Raw genomic sequence first — 14,800 nt, forward strand, 5'->3', positions numbered from 1 at the left:
GTCGTATCGTCACTTGCACGTTCGTACACAGGAAGGAGTCTGCATGGCGAGTCCCGGATTGAAAACAGCGGTCATGCTGAGTCTGTTCGCTTTGTTGAGCGCGTGCGGCGAGAAAAAGGCCCCGGAGGAGTATCTGCCCCGGGTCTTCGTGCAGGAAGTGAACCCGGCCAATTACGCCGCCGCCGTGACCCTCACCGGCGACGTTCAGGCGCGGGTGCAGACCGAACTGTCGTTCCGGGTCGGCGGCAAGATCATCCAGCGTATGGTCGATGTCGGTGACCGCGTCTCGGCCAAACAAGTGCTGGCCAAGCTCGATCCGAAGGATTTGCAGACCAACGTCGACTCCGCCCAGGCCCAGGTGGTGGCCGAGCAGGCGCGGGTCAAACAGAGCGCCGCCGCGTTTGTCCGCCAACAGAAACTGTTGCCCAAGGGCTACACCAGCCAGAGTGAATACGATTCCGCGCAGGCCGCCTTGCGCAGCAGTCAGAGTGCCTTGAGTGCGGCGCAGGCGCAGTTGGCCAACGCCAAGGATCAACTGAGCTACACCTCGCTGATCGCCGATGCGCCCGGCGTCATCACCGAGCGTCAGGCCGAAGTCGGCCAGGTCGTTCAGGCGACAGCGCCGATTTTCAGCCTGGCCCGGGACGGCGACCGTGACGCCGTATTCAACGTTTATGAATCTCTGCTGGCCGAGCGGCCGGCGGAGCGCTCGATCGTCGTCAGCCTGCTCGACAACCCCGCCATCAAGACCACCGGCACCGTGCGCGAAATCACCCCGGCGGTGTCCGCGCAGTCCGGCACGGTGCAGGTCAAGGTCAGCCTCGACAGCCTGCCGCAGGGGATGCAATTGGGCTCGGTGGTGAGCGCCACGGCCAAGGGCACCGGCAAGTCGGCCGTTGAATTGCCCTGGTCGGCGCTGACCAAGAACGTCAGCGCCCCGGCGGTGTGGATGGTCGACGATAAAGGCGAAGCGCAGCTGCACAACGTCACCGTCGGCCGCTACCTGATCGGCAAGGTCATCATCAGCGAGGGCCTCAAGGGCGGGGAAAAAGTCATTGTTGCGGGCGGGCAGTTGCTGCATCCGGGCATGAAGGTCGAAATTGCCGAAAACACCTATAAGGATCTGCAACCGGGAGCACAGCCATGAAGCGTCTGGGGCTGTTATCCATTGGCGTGTTGCTGGCCGCCTGCTCGAAAAGCGAGCCACCGCCGGAACCGGTACGCCCGGTGTTGTCGGTCAAGGTCGAAGCGATGAGCGAGGAAAACCTCGGGCGTTTCGCCGGCAGCATTCAGGCTCGCTATGAAAGCAACACCGGTTTTCGTGTCGGCGGGCGCATTGCCAGTCGCAACGTCGATGTCGGTACCGAGGTGCAGAAGGGCACGCTGCTCGCCACCCTTGATCCGTCCGACCAGCAAAACCAGCTGCGTTCGGCTCAGGGCGACCTGGCCAGGGTTCAGGCACAACTGATCAACGCCCAGGCCAATGCCCGCCGTCAGCAAGCGCTGTTTGATCGCGGCGTGGGGGCGCAGGCGCAGCTGGACATTGCCATGACGGACCTGAAAACCACCCAGGCTTCGCTGGATCAGGCGCGGGCGGCGGTCAATCAGAGCAAGGATCAACTTGATTACACCGAACTGCGCTCGGATCACAAAGCCGTGGTGACTGCGTGGAACGCCGAAGCCGGACAAGTGGTGACGGCGGGCCAGCAAGTGGTGACCCTGGCGCAACCGGACATCAAGGAAGCCGTGATTGATCTGCCGGACACCCTGGTCGATGAGATCCCGTCCGACGTGGTGTTTCTGGTGGCCGGGCAGCTCGACCCGAGCATCAACACCACGGCGACCCTGCGCGAGATCGAACCGCAGGCGCAAAGCGCTACGCGCACCCGACGCGCACGGCTGACCCTGGCCAATACGCCCGACGGCTTCCGCCTCGGCACGGCGATCAGCGTCACCCTCAGCTCGGCGATCAAGCCGCGTATCGAATTGCCCGTCACAGCGTTGCAGGAGGTCGATGGCAAACCGCGAATCTGGGTCATCGACACCCAGAGCAAAACCGTCAACCCGCGCGATGTCAGCGTGATCAGCCGCACCGACAGCAGCGTGGTGCTCGCGGGGGGCGTGAAGAGCGGCGAGCGCGTGGTCAGCGCCGGCGTCAACAGTCTCAAACCCGGACAATCCGTGAAACTTGACGAGGACAGTCAATGAAAGGCTCTTTCAATCTCTCCGAATGGGCCCTCAAGCATCAGTCTTTCGTCTGGTATCTGATGTTCGTCGGATTGCTCATGGGGGTGTTTTCCTACTTCAATCTGGGGCGCGAGGAAGACCCGTCGTTCACCATCAAGACCATGGTGATCCAGACCAAATGGCCGGGCGCGACCCAGGAGGAAACCCTCAAGCAGGTCACCGACCGCATCGAGAAAAAACTCGAAGAGCTCGATTCCCTCGACTACGTGAAAAGCTACACGCGCCCCGGCGAATCGACGGTGTACGTGTACCTGCGCGACACCACCAGCGCCAAGGACATACCGGAAATCTGGTATCAGGTGCGCAAGAAGATCGACGATATACGCGGGCAGTTTCCTCAAGGCATTCAGGGGCCGGGATTCAACGACGAATTCGGTGACGTGTTCGGTTCGGTGTACGCCTTCACCGCCGACGGCCTGACCATGCGCCAGTTGCGCGATTACGTGGAACAGGCGCGGGCCGAGATCCGCAATGTGCCGGGGCTGGGCAAGATCGAAATGATCGGCCAGCAGGACGAAGTGATTTACCTGAACTTCTCGACCCGCAAACTCGCGGCACTGGGTATCGATCAGCGTCAGGTGGTGCAGAGCCTGCAATCGCAGAACGCCGTGACTCCTGCCGGTGTCATCGAGGCGGGGCCCGAGCGGATTTCCGTACGGACTTCGGGGCAGTTCGCTTCGGAGAAAGACCTGGCCGAGGTCAATCTCAAACTCAACGACCGTTTCTATCGCCTGGCCGACGTGGCCGACATCACCCGTGGTTACGTCGACCCGGCCACGCCTGAGTTCCGCTTCGACGGCAAGCCGGCGATCGGTCTGGCGATTGCCATGCAGAAGGGCGGCAACGTTCAGGAGTTCGGCAAGGCCCTGCACAAGCGCATCGATGAGCTGACGGCGGATCTGCCGGTTGGCGTGGGTGTGCACACGGTGTCCGATCAGGCGGTGGTGGTGGAGGAGGCCGTCGGCGGCTTCACCAGTGCGTTGTTCGAAGCGGTGGTGATCGTGCTGGTGGTCAGCTTCATCAGCCTCGGCGTGCGCGCCGGGCTGGTGGTGGCGTGCTCGATCCCGCTGGTGCTGGCGATGGTATTTGTGTTCATGGAATACAGCGGCATCACCATGCAGCGGATTTCCCTCGGCGCTCTGATTATCGCCCTCGGCCTGTTGGTGGATGATGCGATGATCACCGTGGAAATGATGGTCACGCGTCTGGAAATGGGCGAGAGCAAGGAGCAGGCCGCGACGTTCGCCTACACCTCGACCGCGTTCCCGATGCTCACCGGTACGCTGGTGACGGTCGCCGGTTTCGTCCCCATCGGCCTCAACGCCAGTTCTGCCGGCGAGTACACCTACACGCTGTTCGCGGTGATTGCCGTGGCGATGATCGTGTCCTGGATCGTGGCGGTGTTCTTCGCCCCGGTGATCGGCGTGCACATTCTCAGCACCAACGTGAAACCCCATGAAGCCGAACCGGGGCGCGTTGGCCGCGCATTCAACGGCGGTTTGCTGTGGTGCATGCGCAATCGCTGGTGGGCCATCGGCATCACCGTGCTGTTGTTTGTGCTGGCGGTGTTCTGCATGCGGTTTGTGCAGAACCAGTTTTTCCCGTCCTCGGATCGACCGGAAATCCTGGTCGACCTCAACCTGCCGCAAAACGCCTCGATCGACGAGACCCGCAAGGCCGTCGACAAACTCGAGGCAACGCTCAAGGGTGACGCGGACATCGTGCGCTGGAGCACTTACATCGGTCAGGGTGCGATCCGTTTCTACCTGCCACTCGACCAGCAATTGCAGAACCCGTACTACGCGCAACTGGTGATCGTCAGCAAAGACTTCGAAGCTCGCGAGGCTCTGAGCAAGCGCCTGCGCGAACGTCTGCACAAGGATTTCGTCGGCATCGGCAGCTACGTGCAGGCGCTGGAAATGGGCCCGCCGGTGGGGCGCCCGATCCAGTACCGGATCAGCGGCAAGGACATCGATCAGGTGCGCAAGCACGCCATCGACCTGGCGACTGAACTGGACAAGAACGAGCATATCGGCGAGATCATTTACGACTGGAACGAGCCGGGCAAGGTCCTGCGCATCGACATCGCCCAGGACAAGGCGCGCCAGCTCGGGCTGTCATCCGAAGACGTGGCGAACCTGATGAACAGCATCGTCAGTGGCGCGCCGCTGACCCAGGTCAACGACGACATTTACCTGATCAACGTGGTCGGTCGCGCGGTGAGTTCGGAACGCGGTACGCCGGAAACCCTGCAGAACCTGCAGATCGTCACGCCCAACGGCACGTCGATTCCTTTGCTGGCCTTCGCCACGGTTCGTTATGAGCTGGAGCAGCCGCTGGTGTGGCGTCGTGACCGTCTGCCGACCATCACCATCAAGGCGTCGGTGCGTGACGAGATTCAGCCGACCGATCTGGTGAAAATCCTCAAGCCTTCGATTGATGACTTCGCCGCCAAACTACCCGTGGGCTACAAAGTAGCCACCGGCGGTACGGTCGAGGAGAGTGGCAAGGCGCAAGGGCCGATTGCCAAGGTGTTGCCGCTGATGCTGTTCCTGATGGCGACCTTTCTGATGATCCAGTTGCATAGCGTGCAGAAGCTGTTCCTGGTGGCCAGTGTTGCGCCGCTGGGGTTGATCGGCGTGGTGCTGGCGCTGGTGCCGACCGGTACGCCGATGGGCTTCGTGGCGATCCTCGGGATTCTGGCGCTGATCGGCATCATCATCCGCAACTCGGTAATCCTCGTGACCCAGATCGACGAGTTCGAGCGCAAAGGCTACGCGCCGTGGGATGCGGTGGTGGAAGCCACCGAACACCGCCGTCGCCCGATCCTGCTGACCGCCGCGGCGGCGAGCATGGGCATGATCCCGATCGCCCGGGAAGTGTTCTGGGGGCCGATGGCCTACGCGATGATCGGCGGGATCGTGATTGCGACCCTACTGACGCTGCTGTTTCTGCCGGCGCTGTACGTGGCCTGGTACAAGATTCGCGAGCCGAAGAAAAACTAGATCAAAAGCTTCCCTCACCCTAACCCTCTCCCAGAGGGAGAGGGAACCGAATGGGGGATGCTCATGTGATACATCGACCTGACCTTGATGTGCCGAATCCATAATCGACACCGCACTTTCAGGTCGATGTATTGCGAAAGACATCTCGGTCGGCTCCCTCTCCCTCCGGGCGGTCCGACGTTTCGGGAGGGCTGGGGTGAGGGGGGGAGTCGCTGATACACCTCTGTCTCATATTTTGCGCCAGACACTCGCCAACCAAGGCTGCTGCTCACGCGGCAGCCCCGCCGGTCGGTAGTAATGTTCCAGTTCGACAAACCCGGCAGCGGTCAATAACGCGCGCCACGCTTCCAGATCGTGATACGAGCCATAACGCGGTCCGTTCCAGCCCTCACGGTTATCCCCGCGCGGGTTGGAACTGAACAACACGCCGCCCGGTTTCAATGTCCCGTGCAGTTGCTTCAACACCCGGGGCAATTCCTGCAACGGCACATGAAACAGCACCGCATTGGCGAAGATCCCGTCGAAGCGTTCTGCCGGCAGATCCAGCTTCAGAAAGTCCTGGCACCAGACTTCACAGCCACTGTCTTCCCGCGCCATCTGCGCGAATTTCTCCGCGCCGTCGAGTCCGATGGCGACGTGACCCATCCGGGTGAAAGTCTGCAAATCCCGCCCCGGCCCGCAGCCGAAATCGAGAATGGAAAACGGCGCTTCACCCTGGATGTGCCGCAACAGGGCGTCGATGTTCTGGCTGACATCGTGATCGCGGGTGCCTTCACGAAAATCCTCGGCCACCGAGTTGTAGTGGCCGAGGGTGGTGGAGGTGATCTGTTCAAGATCGATGGGCGTCTGCTTCATGGTCGGACTGCGCTGGCAAAGGAATCTGCCGACTATACGCCATGCCGTTCAGCGCTTGTTCAACCCCCGCGCCAGGCGATCGCCGCCCAGCTGAATCACCGCCACCAACGCCACCAGCAGCACGATCACGGTCAGCATGATCTGGCTGTCGAAGCGTTGATAGCCGTAGCGATAGGCGATGTCGCCCAAACCGCCGGCACCAATTGCGCCGGCCATGGCCGATGAGTTGATCATCGTCACCAGCGTAATGGTGAACCCGCCGACAATCCCCGGCAGCGCCTCGGGCAACAGCACATGCCAGACGATGTGCCAGCGCCGGCAGCCCATGGCCTGCGCGGCTTCGATCAGGCCGTAGTCGACTTCACGCAGGCTCACTTCGGCGATCCGCGCAAAGAACGGCGTGGCCGCAATGGTCAGCGGCACGACGGCTGCCCACACGCCATAGGTGGTGCCGACGATCAGCCGGGTAAACGGAATCAGCGCGACCATCAGGATCAGAAACGGAATCGAGCGAAACAGGTTCACGAACGCACCCAGAGCGCGATTGAGCACCGGTGCTTCGTAGATCCCGCCCTTGTCGCTGGTGACCAGAATCACTGCCATCGGAATACCCGCCAGCAGTGCGATCAGCGACGACACGCCGACCATCAGAAACGTGTCGATGAAACCCTGCAGCAAGCGATCAAACCACATAGCCCAGCACCTCCGTGCGTTGCGCCCATTGGCTGGCACGCTCACGCAATTGCTCGCCGTTCAGCTTTGATCCCGCCACCGCCAGCAGCAGTTGCCCGAGCGCGTGGCCCTGGATCCGTTCCACGCCCCCTTGCAGCAATTTCACCCGGCCACCGAGCGCGGCGAACAGCGCGGCCAGATCCGGCTCATCCTGCTGGCTGCCGGTGAACTGCAAACGCAGCACAATTGACGCATCGGTCGACGACGGCTGCGCCTGCAAACGGCTTTGCAATTCTTCCGGTAACGCGTGTTGCAGCGGTGCGAGCAAAGTCTGGCTGACCTCGTGCTGCGGGTTGCCGAACACTTCCCAGACCGGGCCCTGTTCAACGATGCGCCCGTGTTCCAGCACGACGACGCGGTCGCAGATTTCCCGGATCACCGCCATCTCGTGAGTGATCAGCACGATGGTCAGGCCCAGGCGTTTGTTGATCTCGCGCAGCAGGCCGAGGATCGACTGGGTGGTTTCCGGATCCAGCGCCGAAGTGGCTTCATCACACAGCAAAATATCCGGGTCGTGCACCAGCGCGCGGGCAATGCCGACACGCTGTTTCTGCCCGCCGGACAGCTGCGCCGGATAGGCCTTGTGCTTGGCTTGCAGGCCGACCAGTTCCAGCAGTTCGCGAACCTTGTTCTCCCGTTGTTCCTTCGGGACGCCGGCGACTTTCAGTGGCAGTTCGACGTTCTGCCACACCGTTTTTGCCGACATCAGGTTGAAGTGCTGGAAGATCATGCCGATCCGCCGACGCAGGGCGACCAGGCGATCCTCGTCATACTCGCCGATGTCCACCTGATCGATCAGCACCCGGCCCGAGGTCGGTTGCTCGAGGCGGTTGATGGTGCGGATCAGCGATGATTTGCCGGCGCCGCTGCGGCCAATGATGCCGAACACTTCACCGCGCTGGATCGCCAGGTCGATGCCTTGCAGGGCGGCGACCGGGCCTTGTTTGCCGTCGTAGGTTTTGCCGAGCCCGACGAAACGCACATGGGCGCGGTTCAGTTCAGGATGCAGCTCGGTGCGCTGTGCCAGCGCGGGTGGCTCTGGAAGATCCAGTCGCCGTTGAATGGCTGCCGTCATCCTCAGCTTTCCCAACCGGCCTGGTACAGCTTGCCGTGGGCCTTATCCAGCGCGGCGCGAACGGCCGGCGAATGCTGGTAGATGTCGACGAACTTGATCAGGCGCGGGTCGGTTTTGCTCTTCGGCTGGATCACGAACTGAATCACGTATTCCTTGTGATCGAGGCCGTCGAACAGCAGCGCGGAGCCGGCATCGAAGGTCTTCGCCAGACGAATGTAGGCCGGGTAGCCCTGGACCAGATCGGCGTCATCGTAGGCGCGCACCAGTTGCACGGCTTCGACCTGGAGAATCTTGATCTTCTTCGGATTGGCGACGATATCGTCTTCGGTGGCCTTGTAGCCGACGCCCGGTTTGAGGGTGATCAGACCAGCCTTGGCCAACAGTTGCAGACCGCGTCCGCTGTTGATCGGGTCGTTGGCGATGGCGACGCTGGCACCCTCAGGCAACTCGTCAAAGCTTTTGTATTTCTTCGAGTACAGGCCGACGTTGTTGATGATGCCCGGAGCGAACGGCACCAGGTCGAAACCGGAGGCGGCCTTGGCGTTTTCCAGGAACGGGATGTGCTGGAAGTAGTTCACGTCAATGTCACCGGCGGCGAGGCTGACGTTCGGTGCGATCCAGTCGGTGAATTCCACCAGCTCGACTTTCAGACCTTCTTTGGAGGCCTCTTCGACGGCAGCTTCCAGCGGAATCGCGAAGGCGGCGGTGGTGCCGATTTTCAACGGAGCATCGGCGGCGAACACCGCCGAGCTGAACAGGCCGAAGGCCAGGGCCAGTGCTTTGACTGGGTGGGACAGGAGCTTCTTGGTCATGGTGGTTTTCCAGTCAGTGCGAGGAGGAGTGTCGGTAGTGGGCGCCGGTGTGTTGCTCCGGCAAATGCGCTTCGCCATGAAACAGTTTTTCCCGCAGGCTGCCGGTGTCGTACGCGGTCTTGTACGAGCCGCGCTGTTGCAGTTCCGGAATCACCAGGTCGATGAAATCCACATAGCTTTCCGGGGTGACGATGCGGGTCAGGTTGAAGCCGTCGAGACCGGTTTCGGCGATCCACGATTCCAGTTCATCCGCCACTTGCTGCGGCGAGCCGACCACGGTGATGTAGCGCCCGCCCAGAGCGTGCTGGTCGAGCAACTTGCGCCGGGTCCAGTCATTGTTCTGCAGGTTCTTGGTGGCGGACTGGATCGCGTTGCTCTTCACGTACTGGATCGGCTCGTCGATTTCGTACTGGGAAAAATCGATCCCGGTGGACGCGGAAAAATGCGCCACGCCGGCTTCGGCGCTGGCGTAGCTCAGGTATTCGGCGTGCTTGGCCCAAGCTGCTTCTTCGGTCTCGCCGACGATCACATTCAGGCCCATGAACACCTTGATGTCCTCGGGATTGCGAGCCGCTTCGACGGCGCTGGCGCGGACCTTGTCCACCTGCACCTTGGTCGACGGCTTGTTCTGGCCGCTGATGAACACGCACTCGGCATGACGCCCGGCGAACAGCAGACCGCGCTCCGAGCTGCCGGCCTGGAACAGCACCGGTGTGCGCTGCGGTGACGGTTCGCACAGGTGATAACCCTCGACCTGATAGAACTCGCCCTTGTGTTCGACCTTGTGCACCTTGTCGGGCTGCGCGTAGATCCGCTGTTGCGGATCGTTGAGCACCGCACCGTTTTCCCAGCTGCCTTCCCAGAGTTTGTAGAGCACTTCGAGGTACTCGTCAGCCTGGTCGTAACGCCGGTCGTGCTCGACCTGTTCACTGAGGCCCATGGCCTTGGCGGCGCTGTCCAGATAACCGGTGACGATGTTCCAGCCCACTCGGCCACGGCTCAGGTGATCGAGGGTCGACATGCGCCGGGCGAACAGATACGGCGGCTCGTAGGTGAGGTTGGCGGTCAGGCCGAATCCGAGATTTTTGGTCACTGCGGACATGGCCGATACCAGCAACAGCGGATCGTTGACCGGCAGCTGGATCGACTCTTTCAGGGTGACGTCCACCGAGTTCTGGTAGACGTCGTACACGCCGACGATGTCGGCGATGAACAGCCCGTCGAACAGCCCGCGCTCCAGCAGTTGCGCCAGTTCGGTCCAGTATTCGATGGTCTTGTACCGGGTCGAGGTGTCGCGGGGATGGGTCCACAACCCGTGGTTGATGTGGCCGATGCAGTTCATGTTGAACGCATTGAGCAGGATCTTTTTCTTGCTCATCAGATGGTCCCTCGCAGCGGAGGGTTTTCATCGTTGAGGTAGTAATTGCCCACCGCGTGATACTTCCAGCGCACCGGATCGTGCAGGGTGTGTACCCGGGCGTTGCGCCAGTGGCGGTCGAGGCCGTGCTCGATCAGGGTGGCCTGGCTGCCGGCCAGTTCAAACAGCGTGCTGCCGGCGGCCAGGGAGATTTCGGTGCTGATCGCCCGTGCTTCGGCGACGGCAATCGAGGCTGCTGCAACCGTCTCGGCGTTGGTCTCGGCCTGGGCTGCGTCGAGGAATTCGCCGGCGCGTTCGAGCAGAGCTTCGGTGGCGTGCAGACGAATGCTCAGGTGGCCGAAACTCTTGAGGGTCAGCGGATCTTCGGTGGCCTTGTCGTTGCCCGAATCGATCCATGGCCGGGTTTTGCTGCGCACGAAGTGCAGCGCATCTTCGTAGGCGGCGCGGGCGATGCCGGTGTCGATGGCGGCGTGAAGGATCTGCGCCAGCGGGCCGACCGGGGTCGGGCGTTCGAAGGCGCTCTGGAACGGGATGACATCTTCAGCGGCGACATACACGTCTTCGAACACCACCGAACCGCTGCCGGTGGTGCGCTGGCCGAAGCCGCTCCAGTCGTCGATCACGGTCAGGCCTTTGCTGTCGCGCGGGACGAAGGCCAGTTGCTGCACGCCGTGTTCATCGACCACCGAAGTCGGGATGCGCTGCGCGTAAATCGCACCGGTCGCATAGAACTTGCGACCGTTGATGCGATAACCGCTGCCGTCGCGTTGGAGGCGGGTGACACGGTCATGGGCAGTCTTGGTGCCCAGTTCTGCCAGGGCATTGCCGAAACGCTGGCCGGCGAGGACTTCGGCGTACAGCCGTTGTTTCTGCTCGTGGCTGCCGTTCACCCGAAGCACTTCGAGGGCATAAAAATGGTTCTGCGGAATCTGCCCGAGTGAGCCATCGGCCCGGGCGATCAGGGCGATGACTTTGGCCAGGGTCACGTTGGACACGCCGGCGCCACCGTACGCCTTGGGAACGCTGATGCCCCACAGGCCGGAGCGGGAAAACACGTCGAGTTCAGGCAGCGGCAGGCGGCGTTCGCGGTCGCGCAGGTTGCTGTCGCGCTGGAAGTCTTCGGCCAGGTCGCTGGCGACGATCAGGGCTTGCTCGTCGCTGGTGATGACCGCGACGGGATGGGAAAAGGACATAGGTTTTTCTCCAGATGTCTGGTCGTCAGATCCAGGAATGGCGAGCCGGAAGTTTTCCGTTTAGGCGATAAGCACCGACCGCGTGGTACTTCCAGCGCACCGGGTCGTGCAGGGTGTGCACCCGGGCGTTGCGCCAGTGACGATCGAGGTTGAATTCGGCGAGGGTGGCGCGGCTGCCGGCCAGTTCGAAGAGCTTTTCGCTGGCCAGCAGCGAGATCTCGGTGGTCAGCACCTTGGCTTCGGCCACGGCAATCGAGGCGCGGGCGGCGGATTCGGCAGTCAGCGGTGCGGCGTGCACCTGATCCAGCACTTGCCCGGCCTTGCGCAGCAGCGCTTCGGCGGCGTGCAGTTCGATTTTCAGTCTGCCGATGTCGGCGATCACGTAGAGGTCATCGCTGGCGCGCTCGACGTTGGCGTCGATCCACGGCCGGGCGCGGGTCTTGACGAATTCGATGGCGTCATCGATGGCGCCACGGGCGATGCCGGCGTCGATCGCCGCCTGAATCAGCTGCGACACCGCGCCTTGAGTGTTGGGCTTTTCGTTGATCTTCCAGTTGTCCACCACGAGGCCGGCTTCGACCCGCACGTTGTTCAACAGGATCGTGCCGCTGGCGGTGGTGCGCTGGCCGAAACCCGACCAGTCATCGACGATGCGCAATCCCGGCGTGCCGCGACGGACGAAGGCCAAAACCTGTTTTCCGTCATCGTTCAGCGCCTTGACCGCGACCCAGTGGGCGAACAGGGCGCCGGTGGAATAGAACTTCTGGCCGTTGATCACGTAGTCATCGCCGTCAGCGGTGATGCGCGCCTTCAGTTCCAGAGTGTCCTTGGTGCCGCGCTCAGGCCCGGCGTTACCGATGCGCCAACCTTCGAGCACGCTCTGCAACAGCTGTTTTTTCTGCTGTTCGGTGGCGCTGCCGAGGATCAGGTTGATGATGCCGAACTGGTTCTGCGGGATCTGCCCCAATGCCGGGTCGGCTGCAGAAATGATCGCGAACACCTCGGCCAGGGTGATGAAGGAAACCTGCGGGCCGCCGTACTCGCGCGGAATCGCGATGCTGCCGAGGCCGCTGCGGGTGAACTGTTCGATTTCCGACCACGGCAGCTTGCGCTGGCGGTCACGTTTGGCGGCCTGCACGCGGGCGACATGCGCCAGCTCATGGGCGGCCTTGATGGCTTGAGCGTCGTTGCGCAGCACTTGCGCGGGCAACAACAACGGGGCGATGTCCAGGTCACTCTGGACGTTTGCGTCTGCCAGACTGGACATCAGTGCCGCTCCTTGGCTGCACGCAATGCCCTGGCGATCTGCACTGGGGTGATTGTGTTCCGGACCATGTTACCTACCTCACATCTCATGAAAAACGCCGCAAAAGTGCGGCGAACGAAAGAATGTCCGGTGGTCCGGTTCATATACCCTAAACGCGTATAAAGTTTAAATAAACTAACTTTTAGGAATATGTATAGAAGGGGGCGTGGTCCGTCTGGTTAAGCGTGCGGCGGCGAAGGAAGTTGTCCCTCGCCGACCATCGATGCTCATTTTTTTTGCGGCTCTGCTGCCTTCAGCATCTTCTTGAGCGGAACCTTGAGGTAGGGATTCACGCAACCGATCTTCAGCGTTCGCGGCGGTGCCCAGCGCGAGTTGTTGCCGACCCGGTCGAGGATGCAGTAGGTGACGTCCAGCCGCAGATCCTCACCGGCCTCGGTGATGATCGCCGGCGGCACCCAGACCTGAATCGGTTTGCCGATATCGGCCGGGGTGATGCGCGCCAGATCCATCCGTATATCGCCCCAGCGCAGGGTGATGGCGTCGCCTTCGGCCATGTTCAGATAGGGCTCGATGGTCAGCGGCACGCCGCGTTTGATCTGGCTCGCGTTGATGCCTTGACGGCGAATGGTGTCGGGCAGAGTTACCGGTGCCAATTGCTGGTTTTCGTCACCGCACAGCGCCGGAGGCTGTCCACCGGGGCAGTCGAGCTTGACGGTGACCCGCGCGGCTGCCGACAGCGAGGGCCCGTGACCGACCCGCATGACCCGATAGTGGATGCGTGACGAGCCGCTGGCGATGAAGCTTTCCGGCACTCGCAGGCTGACCGGGGCGGCAACGTCCTGCGCTGTCAGCACATGAGAGGCGACATAGCAGTTGTTCCAGAAAAGTTCGATCAGGTCGCCGGTGTCCATGTCCGGATAAGGCAACACATCGACCAGCAGATGAGCCGCTGCCGCAAGGTTGATGCCGTTGGTTTGGGATGGCGCGAGGCTCGGCGCGGCCAGTTCGGGGATGTGCGAAGTGCGGGTCATGAAGTCCTCTCCTTGAAACCTTGCAGCGAAATCCGTTTCTGAAAGTTCAGATGGCATGAATTGCCCGGTAATAAAAACAGGCTCGTTCGGCCATCCGTTTTTGGGTCTTGGCAATGTTGTTGGGTGCGATGAACGACTAGATAAAAGTTCGCCGAATGGCGTGTCAACGGACAGGATTAGTTAATTGAAGAATTACGGATTTATCAGAAGCTTCCTACGACGACAAAGCACTCTACCTATCCTGCATGGCGAATCGGGCCACAGTTTTGCCGGATTTTATTGTTCTGTCGTCGGCCGGTTTGTACAGCGGGAAATTTGGAGGGGGCGAACTTTAATCGCAGCAAGACTGTTGCAGGACATATATATGTAATGCAGTCACTTGATTAAGTTTTTATTCGAGAGGGTAGGGGCGAAACTTCCTTCCATGGAAGTTTGTATTCAGGAAAGTTTACGGATCAGCCGTTGTTTCTGAACTTGCTGAGGAACTGTCGAGTGCGTTCTTCTTTCGGATTGGAGAACAACGCTTTCGCCTCACCTTGTTCGACGATGACGCCTTTATCGAAAAACACCACGCGGTTGGCCACGTCACGGGCGAACGCCATTTCGTGGGTGACGATGACCATGGTGCGTTTCTCCTCGGCAAGGCCGCGGATGGTCGCCAGCACTTCACCCACCAGTTCCGGATCGAGGGCCGAGGTCGGCTCGTCGAACAGGATCACTTCCGGCTCCATCGCCAGCGCCCGGGCAATCGCCACGCGCTGTTGTTGGCCACCGGACAGGCGCCGTGGGTAGGCGTCTTCCTTGCCCGCCAGGCCAACCTTGGCCAGCAGCTTCTTGCCCAGGGCAATGGCTGCATCGCGGGGCGTCTTCTTGACCACGATCGGGCCTTCGATGACGTTTTCCAGCGCGGTGCGGTGGGGGAACAGGTTGAAGTTCTGGAACACGAAGCCCACGTGCTGGCGCAGGTTGCGCACCAGGCTCTGCTGCTGGTTCAGCGGGCGGCTGGTATCGATCTCGATATCGCCGACCTTGATCCGGCCGCTGGTGGGTTGCTCGAGGAAGTTCAGGCAGCGCAGAAACGTAGTCTTGCCCGAGCCGCTGGGGCCGATGATCGCCACGACCTCGCCTTCCTTCACTTCAAGATCGATGCCGTTGAGCACGACTTGACCCTTGAACTGCTTTGTCAGTTTTTCCACGACAATCAT

The 14,800-nt window shown here is 61.4% G+C and carries 12 protein-coding genes; 3 read left to right on the forward strand and 9 right to left on the reverse strand.

Annotated elements, in window-relative coordinates; genetic code table 11:
- Window positions 1–43: 43 nt before the first annotated feature.
- Genes QR290_RS02190 through QR290_RS02200 form a run of 3 tightly spaced genes read left to right on the forward strand, consistent with a single transcriptional unit; the run spans window position 44 to window position 5,252 of the window.
- Entirely contained in the window at window positions 44–1,147 is a 1,104-nt protein-coding gene (locus tag QR290_RS02190) for an efflux RND transporter periplasmic adaptor subunit (RefSeq protein WP_289204238.1), read from the forward strand.
- A complete protein-coding gene (locus tag QR290_RS02195; protein ID WP_289204239.1) occupies window positions 1,144–2,208 on the forward strand; it encodes an efflux RND transporter periplasmic adaptor subunit in 1,065 nt (354 codons plus the stop codon). The genes QR290_RS02190 and QR290_RS02195 overlap by 4 nt, the downstream gene beginning before the upstream one ends.
- Complete coding sequence (locus QR290_RS02200; protein ID WP_115076157.1) at window positions 2,205–5,252, forward strand: efflux RND transporter permease subunit; 3,048 nt, start codon at window positions 2,205–2,207, stop codon at window positions 5,250–5,252. Before QR290_RS02195 ends, QR290_RS02200 begins: the two co-directional genes overlap by 4 nt.
- Before the next feature lie 228 nt (window positions 5,253–5,480).
- On the opposite strand, the gene QR290_RS02205 is transcribed toward QR290_RS02200, so the two are convergent.
- The 9 genes from QR290_RS02205 to tcyN form a co-directional block, all read right to left on the reverse strand.
- The gene (locus QR290_RS02205) at window positions 5,481–6,107 is read right to left on the reverse strand and encodes a class I SAM-dependent methyltransferase (protein ID WP_115076158.1); all 627 of its coding nucleotides are present in this window, start codon (window positions 6,105–6,107) and stop codon (window positions 5,481–5,483) included.
- Window positions 6,108–6,155: 48 nt separating this feature from the next.
- Complete coding sequence (locus tag QR290_RS02210) at window positions 6,156–6,800, reverse strand: methionine ABC transporter permease (RefSeq protein ID WP_102718558.1); 645 nt, start codon at window positions 6,798–6,800, stop codon at window positions 6,156–6,158.
- On the reverse strand, window positions 6,790–7,914 hold the full coding sequence (locus QR290_RS02215; RefSeq protein ID WP_289204240.1) for a methionine ABC transporter ATP-binding protein: 1,125 nt from the start codon (window positions 7,912–7,914) through the stop codon (window positions 6,790–6,792). The genes QR290_RS02210 and QR290_RS02215 overlap by 11 nt, the downstream gene beginning before the upstream one ends.
- 2 nt (window positions 7,915–7,916) lie before the next feature.
- Window positions 7,917–8,726: a MetQ/NlpA family ABC transporter substrate-binding protein gene (locus QR290_RS02220; protein ID WP_289204241.1), complete on the reverse strand. Its 810-nt coding sequence runs from the start codon at window positions 8,724–8,726 to the stop codon at window positions 7,917–7,919.
- A 13-nt stretch (window positions 8,727–8,739) separates the two neighbouring features.
- Window positions 8,740–10,104 (reverse strand): LLM class flavin-dependent oxidoreductase, encoded by a 1,365-nt coding sequence (locus tag QR290_RS02225; protein WP_289204242.1) that lies wholly within the window; start codon window positions 10,102–10,104, stop codon window positions 8,740–8,742.
- The gene (locus tag QR290_RS02230) at window positions 10,104–11,297 is read right to left on the reverse strand and encodes an SfnB family sulfur acquisition oxidoreductase (protein WP_289204243.1); all 1,194 of its coding nucleotides are present in this window, start codon (window positions 11,295–11,297) and stop codon (window positions 10,104–10,106) included. The genes QR290_RS02225 and QR290_RS02230 overlap by 1 nt, the downstream gene beginning before the upstream one ends.
- Window positions 11,298–11,322: 25 nt before the next feature.
- Window positions 11,323–12,564 (reverse strand): SfnB family sulfur acquisition oxidoreductase, encoded by a 1,242-nt coding sequence (locus QR290_RS02235; RefSeq protein WP_115076164.1) that lies wholly within the window; start codon window positions 12,562–12,564, stop codon window positions 11,323–11,325.
- Between the two features lie 266 nt (window positions 12,565–12,830).
- Window positions 12,831–13,595: a hypothetical protein gene (locus tag QR290_RS02240; RefSeq protein WP_289204244.1), complete on the reverse strand. Its 765-nt coding sequence runs from the start codon at window positions 13,593–13,595 to the stop codon at window positions 12,831–12,833.
- Between the two features lie 455 nt (window positions 13,596–14,050).
- The gene (gene tcyN / locus QR290_RS02245; RefSeq protein ID WP_115076166.1) at window positions 14,051–14,800 is read right to left on the reverse strand and encodes an L-cystine ABC transporter ATP-binding protein TcyN; all 750 of its coding nucleotides are present in this window, start codon (window positions 14,798–14,800) and stop codon (window positions 14,051–14,053) included.

It is taken from the genome of Pseudomonas fluorescens (assembly GCF_030344995.1).
Taxonomy (GTDB): Bacteria; Pseudomonadota; Gammaproteobacteria; order Pseudomonadales; family Pseudomonadaceae; genus Aquipseudomonas; species Aquipseudomonas fluorescens_BF.

Excerpts from the sequence above, each read along its gene's own strand:
- QR290_RS02190 (WP_289204238.1), top strand. The coding sequence starts at position 44 with ATGGCGAGTCCCGGATTGAAAACAGCGGTCATGCTGAGTCTGTTCGCT.
- QR290_RS02195 (WP_289204239.1), top strand. The coding sequence starts at position 1,144 with ATGAAGCGTCTGGGGCTGTTATCCATTGGCGTGTTGCTGGCCGCCTGC.
- QR290_RS02200 (WP_115076157.1), top strand. The coding sequence starts at position 2,205 with ATGAAAGGCTCTTTCAATCTCTCCGAATGGGCCCTCAAGCATCAGTCT.
- QR290_RS02205 (WP_115076158.1), bottom strand. The coding sequence starts at position 6,107 with ATGAAGCAGACGCCCATCGATCTTGAACAGATCACCTCCACCACCCTC.
- QR290_RS02210 (WP_102718558.1), bottom strand. The coding sequence starts at position 6,800 with ATGTGGTTTGATCGCTTGCTGCAGGGTTTCATCGACACGTTTCTGATG.
- QR290_RS02215 (WP_289204240.1), bottom strand. The coding sequence starts at position 7,914 with ATGACGGCAGCCATTCAACGGCGACTGGATCTTCCAGAGCCACCCGCG.
- QR290_RS02220 (WP_289204241.1), bottom strand. The coding sequence starts at position 8,726 with ATGACCAAGAAGCTCCTGTCCCACCCAGTCAAAGCACTGGCCCTGGCC.
- QR290_RS02225 (WP_289204242.1), bottom strand. The coding sequence starts at position 10,104 with ATGAGCAAGAAAAAGATCCTGCTCAATGCGTTCAACATGAACTGCATC.
- QR290_RS02230 (WP_289204243.1), bottom strand. The coding sequence starts at position 11,297 with ATGTCCTTTTCCCATCCCGTCGCGGTCATCACCAGCGACGAGCAAGCC.
- QR290_RS02235 (WP_115076164.1), bottom strand. The coding sequence starts at position 12,564 with ATGTCCAGTCTGGCAGACGCAAACGTCCAGAGTGACCTGGACATCGCC.
- QR290_RS02240 (WP_289204244.1), bottom strand. The coding sequence starts at position 13,595 with ATGACCCGCACTTCGCACATCCCCGAACTGGCCGCGCCGAGCCTCGCG.
- tcyN (WP_115076166.1), bottom strand. The coding sequence starts at position 14,800 with ATGATTGTCGTGGAAAAACTGACAAAGCAGTTCAAGGGTCAAGTCGTG.